This window comes from Weizmannia sp. WK01, from assembly GCF_025905465.1.
GTDB classification, from domain to species: Bacteria; Bacillota; Bacilli; order Bacillales; family Bacillaceae_C; genus Weizmannia; species Weizmannia faecalis.
On record NZ_CP109616.1, the window covers coordinates 2,793,355 to 2,809,708 of the forward strand.

The window sequence follows — 16,354 nt, forward strand, 5'->3', positions numbered from 1 at the left end:
AAGTCAACATCGATTCGCCTTTAAGGCTCATCGTGTTTCCTTTATCTCAGTCGAAGACTACGAAATCCGTACACCGATGAACGAGCGCCCTACGCTTTTCCCCTTAGAAAGGAGGTGATCCAGCCGCACCTTCCGATACGGCTACCTTGTTACGACTTCACCCCAATCATCTGTCCCACCTTCGGCGGCTGGCTCCATAAAGGTTACCTCACCGACTTCGGGTGTTACAAACTCTCGTGGTGTGACGGGCGGTGTGTACAAGGCCCGGGAACGTATTCACCGCGGCATGCTGATCCGCGATTACTAGCGATTCCGGCTTCATGCAGGCGGGTTGCAGCCTGCAATCCGAACTGGGAATGGTTTTCTGGGATTGGCTTAACCTCGCGGTCTCGCAGCCCTTTGTACCATCCATTGTAGCACGTGTGTAGCCCAGGTCATAAGGGGCATGATGATTTGACGTCATCCCCACCTTCCTCCGGTTTGTCACCGGCAGTCACCTTAGAGTGCCCAACTGAATGCTGGCAACTAAGGTCAAGGGTTGCGCTCGTTGCGGGACTTAACCCAACATCTCACGACACGAGCTGACGACAACCATGCACCACCTGTCACTCTGTCCCCCGAAGGGGAAGGCCCTGTCTCCAGGGAGGTCAGAGGATGTCAAGACCTGGTAAGGTTCTTCGCGTTGCTTCGAATTAAACCACATGCTCCACCGCTTGTGCGGGCCCCCGTCAATTCCTTTGAGTTTCAGCCTTGCGGCCGTACTCCCCAGGCGGAGTGCTTAATGCGTTAGCTGCAGCACTAAAGGGCGGAAACCCTCTAACACTTAGCACTCATCGTTTACGGCGTGGACTACCAGGGTATCTAATCCTGTTTGCTCCCCACGCTTTCGCGCCTCAGCGTCAGTTACAGACCAGAGAGCCGCCTTCGCCACTGGTGTTCCTCCACATCTCTACGCATTTCACCGCTACACGTGGAATTCCACTCTCCTCTTCTGCACTCAAGCCTCCCAGTTTCCAATGACCGCTTGCGGTTGAGCCGCAAGATTTCACATCAGACTTAAGAAGCCGCCTGCGCGCGCTTTACGCCCAATAATTCCGGACAACGCTTGCCACCTACGTATTACCGCGGCTGCTGGCACGTAGTTAGCCGTGGCTTTCTGGCCGGGTACCGTCAAGGCGCCGCCCTGTTCGAACGGCACTTGTTCTTCCCCGGCAACAGAGTTTTACGACCCGAAGGCCTTCTTCACTCACGCGGCGTTGCTCCGTCAGACTTTCGTCCATTGCGGAAGATTCCCTACTGCTGCCTCCCGTAGGAGTTTGGGCCGTGTCTCAGTCCCAATGTGGCCGATCACCCTCTCAGGTCGGCTACGCATCGTTGCCTTGGTGAGCCGTTACCCCACCAACTAGCTAATGCGCCGCGGGCCCATCTGTAAGTGACAGCCGAAGCCGTCTTTCCTTTTTCCTCCATGCGGAGGAAAAAACTATCCGGTATTAGCCCCGGTTTCCCGGCGTTATCCCGATCTTACAGGCAGGTTGCCCACGTGTTACTCACCCGTCCGCCGCTAACCTTTTAAAAGCAAGCTTTTAAAAGGTCCGCACGACTTGCATGTATTAGGCACGCCGCCAGCGTTCGTCCTGAGCCAGGATCAAACTCTCAGTAAAGATGTTTGATAAAAGCTCAAAAAGAATTTGACGTTTCGTTTTGTCCAGTTTTCAAGGAACAATCCGTTTTGACAGTGACTAAATTATTATACCATCATAACGAAGTCTTTGTCAATAACTTTTTTCGTCTTTCGTCGTTGCTCTTTCATGTTCATCAGCGACGTATATAACTATACCAAGTTATTTATTATGCGTCAATACTAAATTTGATATTTTTTTATTGTTTTTTTGGAATCCGGTACCGTCTATGGAAGATTTCAGGCCCCTTTGTCGGCACTGTAATTTCCTCGATCATATTTTTTTCAATTAAAAATTCAAGCAGAACAGGCAAGTCAATACTGTACGATTGAAGGCCTGGATGGAAAAGCAGTTCGTCAATTGTCCATTCTTCCCGTTCTTCCATCAGTTCCAGTAAATGCTGCGCGCCAAACGATGTCTTCGAATAAATGTGGAATTCACTCGCAAGAAAGAGCAGTTCAAGGCGCTTTTCCAGCGACTCTTCACTTGTTACCAGTTCTTCGTACAACTTGAAGATTTGCAGATCAATTTGCTTTACCTGGTTCCAGACGGTTATTTCCGGGTGAAAGCCGTTTTCGATCACCGCGAGTCTGGCGAGATGGTGCAAGGCGTGAATGATGTGATTATAGGCATCGAGGTACTGGCGCTGTTTGAAGAAGTCTTTCCCGTTTAAATACCGACGGATCAATTTGGCAAATTCCGTGCCGATTTTGACCTTTCGTTCATGAAACGGAAAATCCCTTACTTCATCTTTTAAACGTGCCATGTACTCATTCCGGTCAAATAAGATCAGCCCTTCTGTAATCCATTCAAATATATTGCTGTTTGTCCCGTACAGCATCCACTCTTTCAACTGGTTCTCTGCCACGACATATAAGGCGGCTTTTTTGTCTTCATAGCGGTAATGCTTGACGTAGAGCGGCTGGTCCTGCTCTTTGACAATGATGAAGAGAATGGCGTCGAACAAATTGGTTGCGGCATCTTCATCCGGCTTTTTTTCAATATACAGGACAGAAAGGGTATTTGGAAGGCTTGCCCTTTCCTGGTAAATCGGCCTTAAAATGTCTCTCATGCGTCATTCCTCCATCATGCTTTCTATGAACGTATTTCTGCAAATCCCGGGAAATCCCCTGCAAATTTTCGAAACAAATTTCAGTATATTGCATTCCTTCCTTTTTCGCCAGTTATGTTATATTAAAAGAAAGGGGGAATGGTATTGGCAAAGTATTCAAGCAAAATCAATAAAATTCGGACATTTGCCTTAAGCTTGATTTTTTCCGGATTTATCGTCATGTATATCGGGCTGTTTTTCCGGGCGCATCCGGTTGTTGTAACCCTTTTTATGCTGTTCGGCCTGTTCTTTATTTTATTGAGCACAGTGGTTTATTTCTGGATCGGCATGCTCTCGACGAAAGCGGTGCAGGTTGTATGCCCGGGCTGCGGCAAGCCGACAAAAATGCTGGGCCGGGTAGATATTTGCATGCATTGCAACGAGCCGCTGACACTGGATCCTGAGCTTGAGGGAAAAGCGTTTGACGAATCATATAATCGTAAGCGATTGCAGAAGTGACAGGCGGGGTGGAGATGAAAAAGCCTAGGTTGCCGGAGTCAGGCAAGCCCCGCCCAATTTGAAGAAACCCGCATCCGGTTTTCGCCGGATGCGGGCCGTCTTCGCCTTCGTTCAGCCTTCTGTCTTTTCCAGTTCCTCTGCCAAATTGGCGCGGGAAAGGTTCGCATTTAAAAAAGCGTCTGTTTCCGGAAGTTCCAGATGCATATGCGTTTTTTTGCTGATCCGGATCGTCCCGTAGTCAAGCACATAGTCAAAGACATGGCCGCCGCCGGTGCGTTTGTCGTCAATAAAATGGAGGTGGAAGCCGGCGACCGCGATTCCTTGTGCAAACATCGGCGTCCAAAAACCAGCAAGCGTTCCTTTTGTATTTTCAAACGAGTAAACCGGCTGGGATTTGACCGCTTCCGTCATGGGAACCGGTTTTTCCTGGTAGGAGACGGTTCTTGTGTTCATTTTTTTAAAAACACCGTCCACACGAATGGCATAAAATAAATTTTCGCTGCGGACGAGATCTTTGATCAAGTCTTCCAGTTCGGGTTTTGCTAGAGGACCTTCAGCTGTATAGGTGATATCCTCCGAAAAATGTGCAAGCGAGCAAAACGGTGACTTGTCTTCAGGCTGTACACGTTTTGCCGTCCCGTCCTTCAGCTGATAGAACGCATTGTCAAAGGCAATCAATTCCCCGTCCAAATGGTTGAAAGTGCCGATGCCGAAATCGCCGAACTTTTTTAATTCAGCAAACGTCTTGTCGCTTTCGTATACGCCGTCAAGAAGCGATGTCATCGTGGACAATTGGTATACTTCATCGGTCCGGCTTGTTAAAATTTGCTCTGTATTTTGATTTTCTGCAGCAGTACGCATGGTAAACCCCTTCTTTCTATCGTATCCTGAAAAATTTGTGCCGACTGAGTCCAAGTTATAGCAGCTGCCCGCCGCTAGTAAGTGATTATACCAATTGGTTAGGCAGCAGTTTTTTCGCCAGTTCCAGGTTGTCGCTATAATCAACCGGGACATCGACCACGACCGGGCCTTCTGAGTCCAGCGCTTCCTTCAGTACAGAAACCAGCTCATCAGGTGCATTCACCCGCAAGCCTTTTGCGCCGTAACTTTCCGCGTGTTTTACAATATCAACGGGGCCGAAGTCCGCTCCCGATGTGCGCCCGTATTTCATTTGCTGCTGGAACGCTACCATGTCGTACGTGCCGTCGCGCCAGACGATATGCACAAGCGGCGATTTTAAACGGACGGCCGTTTCAAGTTCCATGGCGGAGAACAGGAAGCCGCCGTCTCCGGAGATCGATATTACTTTTTCATCCGGATTGACAAGCGTTGCGGCAATCGCCCACGGAAGCGCAACCCCGAGCGTCTGCATGCCATTTGAAAACAACAGGCGGTTCGGTTCATATACCCTGAAATGGCGCGCCATCCAAATATAATGGGAACCGACATCGCATGTCACGGTCACATGGTCATCAATCAACGAACGCAAATCGTGAATGAACCGGAGCGGATGCACAAGATTTTTATCCGCCTTTTCCGATGGTTCGTCGCGCAAATTCAGCTGGTTGCGGAGATGTTCCAAAAGTTCCATGGACTTACTGCTCATATTTAAACGGGCCAGCTGTTCTTTGATGCTGTCAACGCTCGCTGAAATGTCACCGACAAGTTCGATTTCCGGCTGATAATCATGATCGATATCGGCGCGGATTTCATCGAGATGGATGATTTTTCTTTCCCCTTCGCTGTTCCAAAACTTCGGATCGTACTCAACAGAATCGTAACCGATCGCAAGCACCACATCCGCATGCTCAAGCAAAATATCGCCCGGCTGGTTGCGGAACAAGCCGATGCGGCCGAAGAAACGGTCTTCCAAATCTCTTGAAATCAAGCCTGCCGCCTGGAATGTTTCAACAACCGGCAATGCGATTTTTTTCAGGAGGGACCGGACCGCATTCACGACTTTCGGGCGGCTCGCACGCATCCCGACCAGAATGACCGGCAATTTGGCATGCTGGATCGCTTTTACAGCTTCTTTAATCGCTTCTTCATTTGCTTTCCCGAGTTCCGGGCTTTCAAGCGGACCCAAAGCTTTGACAGACGCCGGCTCCATCAGCACATCCTGCGGAAAGCTGATAAAAGCTGCCCCTGCCTGTGCCGAAGCGGCAGAACGAAATGCATTTGTCATCACTTCCGGCACTGTATCCGGATGAACCACTTCCGCTGCGTATTTTGTAATCGGCTGAAACAGGGATACATTGTCCATCGACTGGTGCGTTTTTTTCAGCCTGTCTGCGCGTGGCACGTTTCCTGCGATTGCAACGACAGGATCGCACTCCGTATTCGCAGTAGCAAGCCCGGTGGCAAGGTTGGAAGCCCCCGGCCCGCTCGTTACCAGGCAGACACCCGGTTTTCCTGTTAAACGCCCGATAGCAGCGGCCATAAAAGCGGCATTTTGTTCGTGGCGGCATACAATCAATTCCGGGCCGCGTTCTTTCAGTACATCAAATACGGCATCGATTTTTGCGCCCGGAATGCCGAAAACGTACGGCACTTCCTGTTTTTCAAGGCAATCGACAACCAGGTCTGCAGCTGTTTTTTTCGTCGTATTGGTTGGATTTGAATTCTTTTTTTCCACAGTTCCCACTCCCAAGGACAGCCCTATTTTGAACTTTCCCCCGTTTATTACAGGGGAAAACGTTCATCTATAGGCTGAGCGAACTTGTTTCTATCTATACTTTACACCACACGAGGAAATGTTTAAAATATATTATTGTGCTATAAATAATATATAATAAATATTAATCCCAATGAGGGAGGAGGAAATACAGATGGAACTGCGCCATCTTCATTATTTTTTAACGGTCGCGGAAGAACTACATTTCGGAAAAGCAGCAGAGCGGCTGCAAATGACCCAGCCACCGCTTTCCCAGCAAATCCGGCAGCTGGAAGAAGAAATCGGGGTGGACCTTTTTATCCGCAATAAACGTCATGTTGAACTGACGATCCCGGGAAAAGTTTTTTTAAAAGAGGCCAAGCAGGTCCTTGAGCAGCTGGACAGGGCAGTGGAAAATGCACAGCGGGCTGAGCGGGGGGAATTCGGGAATGTGGTAGTCGGCTTTGTCGGTTCGGCGACTTATGACATTTTGCCGGCTATCGTCCGGGAATTCCGGCTGAAATATCCGAAAACGGCCGTTTCCCTTCATGAGTTGTCAACCCCGGACCAGATTCGGGCGCTGCATCGGAAAGAAATCGATGTCGGCCTGCTGCATCCGCCGATTCATGATCCTTTAATTGAAACGGCTGAGATCCAGACAGGTGCGGCTGCCCTTTCAATGCCGAAAAACCATCCGCTTGCCCAAAAGGAAAAAATCCGCATCGAGGATCTGGCGGACGTCCCGTTTGTCGTTGTGTCGCGTGATATTTGGCCGGGCCTTTATGATGAATTTCTGTCTCTTTTCAAGGACGCCGATTTCAGCCCGAAAATCGTCCAGGAAGCCACCGAGTACCAAATGGTCGTCGGCCTTGTGACAGCCGGAATTGGAATCGGGGTGCTACCACGGACAGCCGAAAAATTATTTAATCTCGATATTGTGTACAGGGAGATTGAAGGGCACCCGTTAAATGCCGTTTTGTCCATTGCGTACCGGAAGGAAGACCAAAACCCGGCCCTTGCCAATTTCTTAAACATCTCCGGCCGGGTGGCAGCAGAATTTTAATGGATTTTTGACCGATTGCATAAATACTAATGAAAAATCCGGCCTCCCAACGAAAGAAGAGCCGGATTTATTGCATAAAAGTGTATAAAGTTGCACCGCTAAAACTTTTTAAAAACCTTGCTTGCGGTTTATCAGGTCCCGGTTTAAAGCCGCAAAAAAAGAACCGGACGAACCATTTCGCCGGCATTTGCGCTTTATTTTGCTTCCAGGTAACTGTGCTTTTTCATACATTCCGGACAGGTACCGTAAATTTCCATACGGTGATGGCTTACTTTAAAACCGGTCACATGCGCGGCAAGCTGTTCCACTTCATCCAGGCCAGGATAGTGAAAGTCGACAATCTTTCCGCAGTCTTCACAAATAATATGGTAATGGTTGGATGTGACAAAATCAAAACGGCTTGAAGCATCGCCGTAGGTCAGTTCCTGCACCAATCCGATTTCCTTAAAAACGCGCAAGTTATTGTAAACGGTAGCCACACTCATATTCGGGAATTTTCCCTCAAGAGCCTTATATATTTCATCGGCGGTTGGATGTGACATGGATTCAATTAAGTATTCCAATATCGCATGACGTTGAGGGGTAATACGAACGCCCGACTGTTTCAAGGTTTCCAGTGCTTTATTCAACTGTTGCTCGGACACCGCCATGCACCTCTTTTCTAACAATTATCATTCTTAATTTATAATCTTTATAAAAAGTTTACAAAATAAACCCCTGTTTTGTCAAACAAATTAGCGAATCAATCCGCCGGTAATTTGCTTTTTCTGCGCTCTTTGGGGCTCAAAAAAGAAGGAAACCCGTTCATTAGGATGCCTTTTTTCAGTCGGGAGTATGTATAACCACACACCCTTGCTATTCCTCAAGCGGTTGGAGCGGGCGGTCTTTCACCCCAAGACAGTAATTGATATATCTTGCCGCAACGAACAGGAAATCGGACAGCCGGTTTAAAAACGACAGCACAAGCGGATTTACACCATTGACCGCAACACTTGCCCGCTCCGCCCTTCTTGCAACTGTGCGCGCCGCATGCATCGCCGCTGCTGCCGGATGCCCGCCCGGTAAAATAAAGGTTTTTAACGGTTCCAATTTTCCATCCCATTTGTCAATCAAAGCCTCAAGTTCATCGATATATGCCTGTTTCAATTTCCAGTGCACTTCTTTTCCCTCGGGCGTGGAAAGCTCCGCACCGGCATGGAACAGCATCGTCTGAACCCTGCTAAAACATTGTTCCATTTCTTCTTTTTCCGGAAATTGTTCGCCGTGCAAAAAACTGAGTGCAACGCCGATCGCCGAGTTCGTCTCATCCACTGTTCCGTATGCTTCAACGCGCGGATCGTTTTTCGCTGCTCTTATTCCGTAAACGAGCGATGTCGTCCCTTTATCCCCAGACCTTGTGTAAATTCTCATCATGTCCCCTCCGCATCAATTTGATGGATCAGCCGTATATAAACGCAGCCACGCTATTTTTTCACTCTGCCCTTTCCCGTAAAACCATATATTAGTTTTGTATCACGAATTCGTAAAAATTGCCATAAAAAAAGAAACCGAACAAGTCGGCTCAAAGATATCGTTATTTTTTTGAGGAGGTAATATACACTATGAACCCACGGCAAATCCGCGTGGACAAAAGCCGCCCCGACCGCAAAAATAGGCACCGGCCACATTTTAATCTTCCCTGGCAGACAACTGCCGGCATGTGGGAATCCTCCTGCCAGGCTATTTTCTTTCCGAGTCAAAAGCAGATCTTACGACAAACGCCGCCGGGATGGTATAGCCGATTAACGCTTCAATGATAATAAGAATCCGCGCAGCCCCGATCGGCACAATATCCCCGTACCCGACGGAGAACAGCGTGACAGCACTCAAATACATATAATCGAGCAGCGTGTGAAAATCATGCCCTTCCAACAGCTTTCCGTGATGGAGCGCAATTTGAAATCCCATCATATCGAGCAGTAAAAACAACAACCCGAACCCGATCATGATATTGGTGTAGGTAAAAGCAAGAAAAAGGAAACGTTCAAATGAAAGCTGCTTCGCGCGCCAGGACGTCGGATAAAACAAGGTGCGCAGGCTCATTACAATACAAAGGACAACCAATATGCCGAGAAAATAAAACATGCCCGATACCCCCGGCGCCTTTCAAGTTTGTCCTTTCATTGTATGCCTCCGCCGACCGGGTTATGACAGTCTTTACGGGAAGAAAATGGAAGGCTACAATAGAATGGTGAAATTGGCCAATGCCAATGAGGAGGGAACGATAAATGGATTTTTCAAAATCTGAAATCTTGTATAAAGAAGCACTTGAGCATATTGTCGGCGGCGTAAACAGCCCGTCCCGCTCGTACAAGGCGGTGGGCGGCGGCGCCCCGGTTGCCATGGAAAGGGGAAAAGGCGCGTATTTTTATGACGTGGACGGCAACCGCTACATCGATTATCTGGCGGCATACGGCCCGATCATTACCGGCTTTGCCCATCCGCATATTGCTGCTGCGATTAAAAAAGCAGCCGACAACGGCGTTTTGTTCGGCACGCCGACCCCATATGAAGTGCAATTCGCGAAAATGCTGAAAGAAGCAATCCCGTCCCTGGACAAAGTCCGCTTTGTCAACTCGGGAACAGAGGCGGTCATGACAACGATCCGCGTTGCCCGCGCCTACACGGGCCGCGACAAAATCATTAAATTCGAAGGCTGTTACCACGGCCATTCCGACCTCGTGCTTGTCGCCGCCGGTTCCGGCCCGTCGCAACTCGGCATGCCGGACTCGGCAGGGGTCACAAAGGCGATCGCAAACGAAGTCATCACCGTCCCTTATAATGATGTGGAACCTTTTAAACAGGCACTTGAAAAATGGGGCGATGAAGTGGCAGCCGTACTGGTTGAACCGATTGTCGGCAACTTTGGCATTGTGCCGCCGAAACCGGGATTTTTGGAAGCCATTAATGAACTGTCGCACAAAGCCGGCGCCCTTGTCATTTACGATGAAGTGATCACCGCTTTCCGCTTTATGTACGGCGGCGCGCAAAACATGCTCGGTGTTACCCCGGATTTAACCGCCATGGGCAAAATCATCGGCGGCGGACTGCCGATCGGGGCATACGGCGGCCGTAAAGACATTATGGAAGAAGTCGCCCCGCTCGGCCCTGCTTACCAGGCCGGAACCATGGCCGGAAACCCGGCTTCGATGCTTGCCGGAATCGCCTGCCTAGAAGTGCTCCAGGAAAAGGGCGTGTACGAAAACCTCGATCGTCTCGGTGCCATGCTTGAAAAAGGCATTTTGGAAGCAGCCGAAAAACACGGCGTCACCATTACCATTAACCGCGTAGTCGGCGCCTTTACCGTTTACTTTACGGGCGAAAAAGTCGAAAACTACAAGCAGGCTGAAGCATCCGATGGTGAGCTGTTCGGGAAATTTTTCAAACTGATGTTGAAGCAAGGCATTAACCTTGCCCCGTCAAAATATGAAGCCTGGTTCCTCACAACCGCGCATACGGAAGAAGATATCGCAGAAACAATTAAAGCCGTCGACTATGCTTTTTTACATTTAAAAGGATAATCCTTTAAAAAATACACTGTCCCATCTCTGGGACAGTGTATTTTTAACTAATGCCGTGATAGATATGGGGAAATTTTTATAACGCTTATTATCTTTAAACAGAAGTTTTACTTTGTTATAATTTAAAAGATATAAACTAATCATTTTTTTGGAAGGCGAGAACAATGGACTTAGTAATTTTTATATTAGCAATATGTATCATTGTATTTGGGATATCAGGATTTTGTTTTTGGATGGCTTATAGAAACTTAGTAAAACTATTAGAACAATGCAAAAAACCAAAATAACAGCCTCTCAGATGATGAGAGGCTGTTTTAAATCCCCCATGACCCGTAACTTTGTATGCGTTTTTAACCACGGCTGTTTAGGTCCCCATTTGTGACAGGCCTTATCCATTCCTAACGTGTAAGCATCTTTTAAACCTTATTCGCTCAGGTAATTCGCACTGCTTCCCAAAGCACTACATTAAAAATCGCCATCATTGTCTGTGCCGGTGTAGCAGCATTCCCGGCCTTCCCTTCTTAAATGATACCATTGGAACTTTATTCCTCATTTGATGATAATTGGGCTTTTTTGCTTTCAACCGTTTTTATGATTTTTTAACCGGGACAGGTACCTATTTAAAATTTGTGTATATGTTATAAAGAATATTGCGCAAGTTGTGAACAGCCAAAGAGAATATGGAATGAAGGGAAGTGTTTTTTCAATGATGAAAAATTTAAACAAACGCGTATGTTTCATGTTATTTAGTTTCATACTTGTTTTCGCCTTACTAGCAGCCTGTTCCAATCATGGAAAAAAAGAAAACAAAACTGCACAGACAGTGAAATCTGAAAATACAATTAAAATCGGCTATCAAAAAAACTGCCCGCTTTTGATTTTAAAAGCAAGCGGCACCTTGGAAAAAAGGCTGAAACCGCTCGGCGTAAAGGTGGAATGGTACGAATTCCAGTCCGGAACAGCGCTTCTCGAGTCCTTGAATTCCGGAAATATTGATTTTGGCAGGACGGGGGACTCGCCGCCGATTTTTGCACAAGCTTCCGGTTCCAATCTGAAATATGTCGGGGTCGGAAAATCAAAATACGAAGGTGCAGCCATCTTGGTGAAAAAGAATTCCACAATCCGTTCCGTGGCAGATCTGAAAGGAAAAAAAGTCGGGTTTGCAAAAGGAAGCAGTTCCCATTATTTTCTTGTCAAAGCACTCGAAAAAAACGGCCTTTCGTACAAGGATATCACGCCGGCTTACCTGCAACCGGGGGATGCCAGAGTCGCCTTTGAACAAGGCACAATCGATGCATGGGTCATATGGGATCCGTTTACCGCCGATGCCGAAGTAACAGGCCATGCACGGACACTTGTAACAGGAGAAGGATATACGACGGACCGCGATTATTTTCTCGCCACTCCGGCATATTTGAAAAAACATGAAAAAATCGTCCAAATCGTCCTCGATGAAGTAAAAAAATCGAGTGCCTGGGCAAATGAACACCCTGCCGAATTAACGGAATTACTTTCAAAAGCCCTCGGTATAGACCAAAAAGCGATCAAAATCGCAGTAGACAGAAGGGAATACGGCCTCGATCCGTTTACCCCGGCAATCATCCAAGAACAGCAACAGATCGCCGACAAATTTTACGAACTGAAATTGATCCCGAAAAAAGTGAATGTAAAAGACAATATTTACCATTTCAAAAAGGATGAAGGAAAGTGAAACATTTTACCGGCTTTTTCATCCAAAAACTGATTCCATGGGGCATCCCGGCCGTGATCATCATCATTTGGCAAATTTTTGCAAAAGAAGGCATCGTATCACCAAAAATTCTGCCGGCGCCTTCAGATGTCCTGATTGCGGCAGTGGAACTGGCAAAAAGCGGCGAGCTCGGGCATCATGTCTGGATCAGTCTGCTGCGGGCTGTGACCGGTTTTCTGATTGGCGGAAGCATCGGCTTTATCCTTGGTTTGGTGAACGGGCTGTTCCGCACAAGCGAATTATTGCTCGATACTTCTGTCCAAATGCTCCGTACCATTCCGCATCTGGCGTTAATTCCGCTTGTCATTTTGTGGTTTGGGATCGGGGAAGAAGCGAAAATATTCCTCGTTGCCCTGGGGGTGTTATTTCCGGTATACCTCAACACTTTCCACGGCATCAAGTCCGTTGATAATGGATTAATTGAGATGGGGAAAATTTACGGATTAAAGGGCTGGCGGATGTTTGCCCATGTCATTTTCCCGGGCTCCCTTTCCTCCATTTTGGTTGGCATTCGGTTTTCATTGGGCGTGATGTGGATTACATTAATCGTGGCCGAAACCATCTCTTCCACATCCGGTATCGGATACATGGCGATGACGGCAAGGGAATTTATGCAAATGGATGTCATTCTTTTAAGCATTCTACTGTATGCCCTTTTCGGGAAATTGTCCGATGCTATCGCCCGCTTTTTTGAAAAAAGATGCCTGAAATGGCATACCAGTTACCAGGAACAATCTTGAAATCGGAGGGACAAATATGGAGAGCTTCCTGCAATTCGACCATTTAGAAAAACGCTATGGAAACAGGGACGTTTTGAAAAATATTACATTATCGGTCAAGAGGGGGGAGTTTATCGCCATTGTCGGCAAAAGCGGCTGCGGAAAAAGCACGCTTTTGCGGCTCTTGTCCGGTTTGGAAAAGCCGAGCGGCGGGCGGATTCTGATCGACGGGAAACCGCTCGGAAATCTGAACAGTAAATCGTGCATGGTCTTTCAGGACGGGCGACTGTTGCCGTGGAAGCGGGTGATCGACAATGTTGTCCTCGGTCTGGATGGCGATCACAAAAAGGAAGCAATCGAAGTATTAAAACATGTCGGGCTTGAAAACTATACCGATGAGTGGCCGGGCAAATTATCCGGCGGACAGAAACAGCGGGTGGCGCTGGCACGCGCGCTTATGCATCAGCCGGAACTGCTGTTGCTGGACGAACCGCTCGGCGCCCTCGATGCATTGACCCGGCTGGAAATGCAAAATCTGATCGAAGAAATCCGCAGATTAAACAGTTTTACCGCCCTGCTTGTAACCCATGATGTGGAAGAAGCCGTGGCTTTAGCCGACAGGGTCGTCCTGCTGTCGGACGGCATCATTGCTGAAGATGTCCCGGTGAAACTGCCAAGGCCGCGGCAAAGAGACCGCGAATCTTTTGCCGCTCTCGTCAACAAAATCCGGAACCGGATTATGGGCGGCCCCGTGCAGGCACCGCCCAAACAAGCGAACAGTTTTTCAGACAGCCGTTCTGTTTATCCCCTGCCCGGCACCCACTAACCCGGGGAATGGCGCTTTATGACCCGCGCCACTCCCCGTCTGCTGCTGCGTTTTTAACAGCCTCATAAAAAGCCGTAATAGCTGTAACTGAACGGCCTGGAGAGTTCAGCATGCTAAACGGCTAAATCCCGGTTCGGCACGGCAACACAACATCAGGAGTGGCCGTGTTTTTCTGCAGAGACAAGCGCCGGCCTTCTCTCACGTTTCAGAAAACTGGCATAGGATATCTGAGCGTGCGAGAGAGGCATTTACTCCTTCTCTCCCGTTTCAAAAGAGGTCCCTCCCGGCCGCATGACGCAAACCGCGCCCGCCAGTAAAAAAGAACCGGCTTTAGCTGCACAGTCAGAATCCCCCTCCACATACGGGGGGTTTTCTCTAAAGTGTGCTTTTCATCGGTAGCGGGTGAGCTTTCTCATGCACTCCCCCGCACTTTCTTGAAAGACCGGCATGTGGCCGATTGTACAAGCATATAGTAAATTGTAAGGCATTCTCATTCAGTTGAGGGATGATTTTCTTGAAAAAGCAACATAGCCGGAATGTAAAAAAATTGTTGATGATTATGGCCGGGGCTGCCCTTCAAGGCTACTCAATGGGTGTATTCTTATTCCCAAATGCCATCCCATCAGGCGGGGCCGGGGGGCTTACAGTGCTCTTCCACCACTGGTTCCACGTCCCTCTTAGCATTGCACTTTGGATGCTGAACTCCTCCATGCTTGTATTCGCCGTGTACTTTTTAAGTGCTGCCAGTGCAATGGGTACGCTTCTCGGGATTACGGTTACATCTGTTTCGGTCAATCTTTCCGCATTTTTATGGGAAACACCATTCCATAACGAATGGCTTGACCTTGCCTTAGGCTCCGTATTGCTCGGCATCGGCATCGGCATTCTGCTCCGGCAAGGTGTTTCCAACGGCGGCATCGGCATTGTTGCCCTCATCATTTCCAAATACAGGAGCGTCAATCCGGCCACCCCACTTTTTATCATCAACGGGCTCATTTTTATTCTGACGGCGTATGTGATCGACTGGGAAATTGTCGTACAAGCCGTCATTTGCCAATATGTGTCAACCAGAATTGTCGGCTGGATTTATCAATTTTCCTTTCAAGCCATTTACTTAAAGCTTCCCTTTCTTCCGTTAGGCTGGCGAAAAAAATAAACGGGCCAGGATCGATGCCGGCAATTCATGCACAAACCACTCTTATCATCCCAATTGAAAAAATTACCAGCATCCGGATTCCATCCCGTTCTTGAAAAATCCGTTTACCTGCCGCCCACCGGTTCCAAAATGGTGTGCCGGCTTCTTTTCTTTTTTTCTTCCCCGCCGGATGAGCCTTTTTCAGTCTGCGGGCGGATCAATAATAACGACAGTAACCCGACTGCAAATGTAAAGCAGGCAATCGAGATAAACATCCCCGGCCGCGACCACGCCATCAGCCTCCCGAACACCGGCGGCCCGACAGCCACCCCGAGAAACCGGACAGATCCGTACAGTGACGTGACAAATCCCCGTTTTTCTTTTCCAACGGCATTCGTAATAAAGCTGTTGACACACGGCAAAATGAGACCGGTGCCGAGGCTCCCAATAGCAAGGACCGGAATAAACAGAAAAAGCCCTCTGAAAAACGTAAGAAGCGCGTAAGAAAGGGTCATCAGGCAGAAGCCCGTGACAATCAGTTTTTTCATCAAGCGCTGGTTTTTCCCGATTTTGCTGCCGGTAATATAAGATGTGGTACACATGACAAGCAGCGGAATCGCCAGAATCAGCCCTTTCATCACACCGTCAATTTTATAACTTTTTTCCAACACATTGGATAGGAAAAAAAGAATACCAAAAAGGGTAAACAAGCATGTCGCGCCTGCAAGATAAGCAGTGCATAGCCACCGCCCGTCGTCTTTAAACACACCGGCAAGTCCTTTTACATATTTCCCGAGCCCAGGTGGTTCTTTCTTTTTTGGTTTTTCTTTAATAAAGACCCATGTTAAAAAAATGGAGACAACGACCACTACCGGAAAAGCAAAAAACGTGCCGTACCATACGAGCAATGCGATCAGTGCCCCTAATATCGGAGACAGCACTTTTCCAAACCCGTTTGAGGCTTCCACAAGGCCGAGCACCCGGCTTTCTTTATCGCCTTTAAACAGATCCCCAGTGAGGGCCATGGCGATTGGTGCTGTACCGGCTGCCCCGATTCCCTGAAGCGTGCGGCCTGCCAGGATCCAGGCGAAAGCATGGGAAAACAAAGCGGCTGCGATTCCCGCCAGAATGCCGCCTGCCCCGTATAAAAACAATGCCGGCAAAATTACGGCTTTCCGGGAAAAGCGGTCGGAAAGATAGCCGAGCACCGGGATGAACACGGCCGCCACAATGGAGAAAACGGAGATCGTCAAGCTTGCCTGAAAGGAAGTCAAGTGAAGTTCAGACTGCATTTTCGGCAGGACAGGAATCAGCATCGAATTGCCAAGCGTCATAATTAATGGAATGGAGCCGATTGCTGCCACTGTCATTACAGAAGGTTGTTTGCTTGCCATAATAT

At 48.3% G+C, this 16,354-nt stretch carries 14 protein-coding genes and 1 rRNA gene; 7 read left to right on the plus strand and 8 right to left on the minus strand.

Annotated elements, in window-relative coordinates:
- Nucleotides 1-107: 107 nt before the first annotated feature.
- Together OF158_RS13480 and OF158_RS13485 are read right to left on the minus strand one after the other, a co-directional pair.
- Nucleotides 108-1,661 (minus strand): 16S ribosomal RNA (locus tag OF158_RS13480).
- Between the two features lie 217 nt (nucleotides 1,662-1,878).
- Nucleotides 1,879-2,751 (minus strand): nucleotidyltransferase-like protein, encoded by an 873-nt coding sequence (locus tag OF158_RS13485; protein WP_017551383.1) that lies wholly within the window; start codon nucleotides 2,749-2,751, stop codon nucleotides 1,879-1,881.
- Between the two features lie 138 nt (nucleotides 2,752-2,889).
- Between OF158_RS13485 and OF158_RS13490 the strand changes: the two genes are divergently transcribed.
- Nucleotides 2,890-3,249, plus strand: coding sequence for a YgzB family protein (locus OF158_RS13490; protein WP_035183901.1), 360 nt, complete (start codon nucleotides 2,890-2,892; stop codon nucleotides 3,247-3,249).
- Between the two features lie 111 nt (nucleotides 3,250-3,360).
- Here the strand turns inward: OF158_RS13490 and budA are convergent, their stop codons facing one another.
- A complete protein-coding gene (gene budA / locus OF158_RS13495; RefSeq protein ID WP_017551385.1) occupies nucleotides 3,361-4,110 on the minus strand; it encodes an acetolactate decarboxylase in 750 nt (249 codons plus the stop codon).
- Between the two features lie 85 nt (nucleotides 4,111-4,195).
- Nucleotides 4,196-5,884 (minus strand): acetolactate synthase AlsS, encoded by a 1,689-nt coding sequence (alsS, locus tag OF158_RS13500; RefSeq protein ID WP_035183899.1) that lies wholly within the window; start codon nucleotides 5,882-5,884, stop codon nucleotides 4,196-4,198.
- Between the two features lie 193 nt (nucleotides 5,885-6,077).
- Here alsS and alsR point away from each other — a divergent pair, with 193 nt between their 5' ends.
- Nucleotides 6,078-6,965 carry an acetoin biosynthesis transcriptional regulator AlsR gene (gene alsR, locus OF158_RS13505; RefSeq protein WP_014097391.1) on the plus strand — a complete coding sequence of 296 codons (888 nt, stop codon included), beginning with the start codon at nucleotides 6,078-6,080 and terminating at the stop codon, nucleotides 6,963-6,965.
- 194 nt (nucleotides 6,966-7,159) lie between these two features.
- Here alsR and perR read toward each other — a convergent pair whose 3' ends face one another.
- The 3 genes from perR to OF158_RS13520 all read right to left on the minus strand — a co-directional run bounded on the left by perR (nucleotide 7,160) and on the right by OF158_RS13520 (nucleotide 9,089).
- Nucleotides 7,160-7,609 carry a peroxide-responsive transcriptional repressor PerR gene (gene perR, locus OF158_RS13510; protein WP_014097390.1) on the minus strand — a complete coding sequence of 150 codons (450 nt, stop codon included), beginning with the start codon at nucleotides 7,607-7,609 and terminating at the stop codon, nucleotides 7,160-7,162.
- A 211-nt stretch (nucleotides 7,610-7,820) separates the two neighbouring features.
- Nucleotides 7,821-8,375: a cob(I)yrinic acid a,c-diamide adenosyltransferase gene (locus OF158_RS13515; RefSeq protein ID WP_017551388.1), complete on the minus strand. Its 555-nt coding sequence runs from the start codon at nucleotides 8,373-8,375 to the stop codon at nucleotides 7,821-7,823.
- A gap of 309 nt (nucleotides 8,376-8,684) precedes the next feature.
- Nucleotides 8,685-9,089 (minus strand): potassium channel family protein, encoded by a 405-nt coding sequence (locus OF158_RS13520; RefSeq protein ID WP_014097387.1) that lies wholly within the window; start codon nucleotides 9,087-9,089, stop codon nucleotides 8,685-8,687.
- Nucleotides 9,090-9,232: 143 nt separating this feature from the next.
- Between OF158_RS13520 and OF158_RS13525 the strand changes: the two genes are divergently transcribed.
- The 5 genes from OF158_RS13525 (at nucleotide 9,233) to OF158_RS13545 (ending at nucleotide 14,976) form a co-directional block, all read left to right on the plus strand.
- Nucleotides 9,233-10,525 carry a glutamate-1-semialdehyde 2,1-aminomutase gene (locus OF158_RS13525; RefSeq protein ID WP_017551390.1) on the plus strand — a complete coding sequence of 431 codons (1,293 nt, stop codon included), beginning with the start codon at nucleotides 9,233-9,235 and terminating at the stop codon, nucleotides 10,523-10,525.
- A gap of 823 nt (nucleotides 10,526-11,348) precedes the next feature.
- The gene (locus OF158_RS13530; RefSeq protein ID WP_225620911.1) at nucleotides 11,349-12,236 is read left to right on the plus strand and encodes a sulfonate ABC transporter substrate-binding protein; all 888 of its coding nucleotides are present in this window, start codon (nucleotides 11,349-11,351) and stop codon (nucleotides 12,234-12,236) included.
- Nucleotides 12,233-13,015, plus strand: coding sequence for an ABC transporter permease subunit (locus OF158_RS13535; RefSeq protein ID WP_014097384.1), 783 nt, complete (start codon nucleotides 12,233-12,235; stop codon nucleotides 13,013-13,015). Before OF158_RS13530 ends, OF158_RS13535 begins: the two co-directional genes overlap by 4 nt.
- 16 nt (nucleotides 13,016-13,031) lie before the next feature.
- Nucleotides 13,032-13,820 (plus strand): ATP-binding cassette domain-containing protein, encoded by a 789-nt coding sequence (locus tag OF158_RS13540; protein WP_014097383.1) that lies wholly within the window; start codon nucleotides 13,032-13,034, stop codon nucleotides 13,818-13,820.
- A gap of 514 nt (nucleotides 13,821-14,334) precedes the next feature.
- Nucleotides 14,335-14,976: a YitT family protein gene (locus tag OF158_RS13545; protein ID WP_014097382.1), complete on the plus strand. Its 642-nt coding sequence runs from the start codon at nucleotides 14,335-14,337 to the stop codon at nucleotides 14,974-14,976.
- 104 nt (nucleotides 14,977-15,080) lie between these two features.
- On the opposite strand, the gene OF158_RS13550 is transcribed toward OF158_RS13545, so the two are convergent.
- Nucleotides 15,081-16,352: an MFS transporter gene (locus OF158_RS13550; RefSeq protein WP_225621000.1), complete on the minus strand. Its 1,272-nt coding sequence runs from the start codon at nucleotides 16,350-16,352 to the stop codon at nucleotides 15,081-15,083.
- Nucleotides 16,353-16,354: the final 2 nt, after the last annotated feature.